Annotated in this window: 1 protein-coding gene; it reads right to left on the minus strand. The window is 48.4% G+C overall.

Translation table 11 applies throughout. From position 1 onward, the window contains the following. Window positions 1-1,052, minus strand: a 1,052-nt coding sequence (locus Q0257_RS08035; RefSeq protein WP_298023784.1) for a DUF935 family protein, incomplete at both ends; no start/stop codon positions are given.

A 1,052-nucleotide genomic window follows, 5' to 3' on the forward strand; every position in this document is an offset into this window, starting at 1 on the left:
AATTTTATCCTCGCTATCTACGAGATTGTTTGGAATTTTACCTGCGTTGCCCGCGCGGCTGCTTGGAATTTTATCCGCGCTACGCATGTAATTATTTGAAATTTCATCCGCGTTATCCGCGCCTGCGTAGTCGTTTAAAATTTCATCCGTGCCCGCGCCTGTGGTTATGTATGAAATTTTATCGGCGGCTGAAATTTTATCCACCCCTGCGCTCTTGCCCGCAGCCGTGCCATCATCCGCGCCTAAAATTTCAGCATTCGCTATAACCCGAAATAGCTCATCCTCCAGCGCATTAAGCTTAAAACCTAGCGGATTTTTTGCAAGTATCTCATAAGCCTGCTCGTAAGTTTGGGCCTTATCTACCACACTTTTAACGTATGATGAAATTTGCGAGCTTGCGGCGCTAAAATCGTGCTGCGCGGTTTGCCTCTCTATCTCTGTAAGATATTTGCCCTGTTTTGTCGCATTCGCAGAATTTTTTTCTGCGTCCGTCTGTGCGGCTGGCTTACCTTCCGTATTTTTCGGCGCGCTTTTTGCGCTCGGAGGCAGGTCAAACTCCTTTGCCATATCCTCTACGCTCATCTCATAGCCTAGCTCGTGCAAAATTTGAAGCATCTGTGCGCGCTGGAGCAGATCCACATCCTTTTCGATTTGAATGTTTAGATTTGCTCTTTTGCCAAGATGCGCATATATTCGCTCGACTAAGCGGCTTGCGAATTTCACGTCTGCAGCGACTATCTCGGCGCGGTTTTGCTCGTGGGTTTTGCTCATTGCGTAGCTGCCGCTTTGTGCGGTGTTTGCATTCGAGCTAAGCACCGAGCCGTTTATTACTTTGGCTATCTCGGCGTCGCAATAGCGCACAAACTCCATAAAGTCGGCTTGGCTTCCTCTACCCTCAAGCACTTTGATAATGTCGTTCGGACCTAGCACCGCGTAACTGCCGCTTTTGATACCCTCAAGCGCTTCAGCCATTTGTGTGATGACGTTTTCGTCTCCGCTTGAGCTATTGCCGATCAGCGGCGGCACGCCTAAGAATTCTACAAATTTCAAAT

The sequence above is a fragment of the uncultured Campylobacter sp. genome (genome assembly GCF_938018035.1).
GTDB lineage: Bacteria > Campylobacterota > Campylobacteria > Campylobacterales > Campylobacteraceae > Campylobacter_B.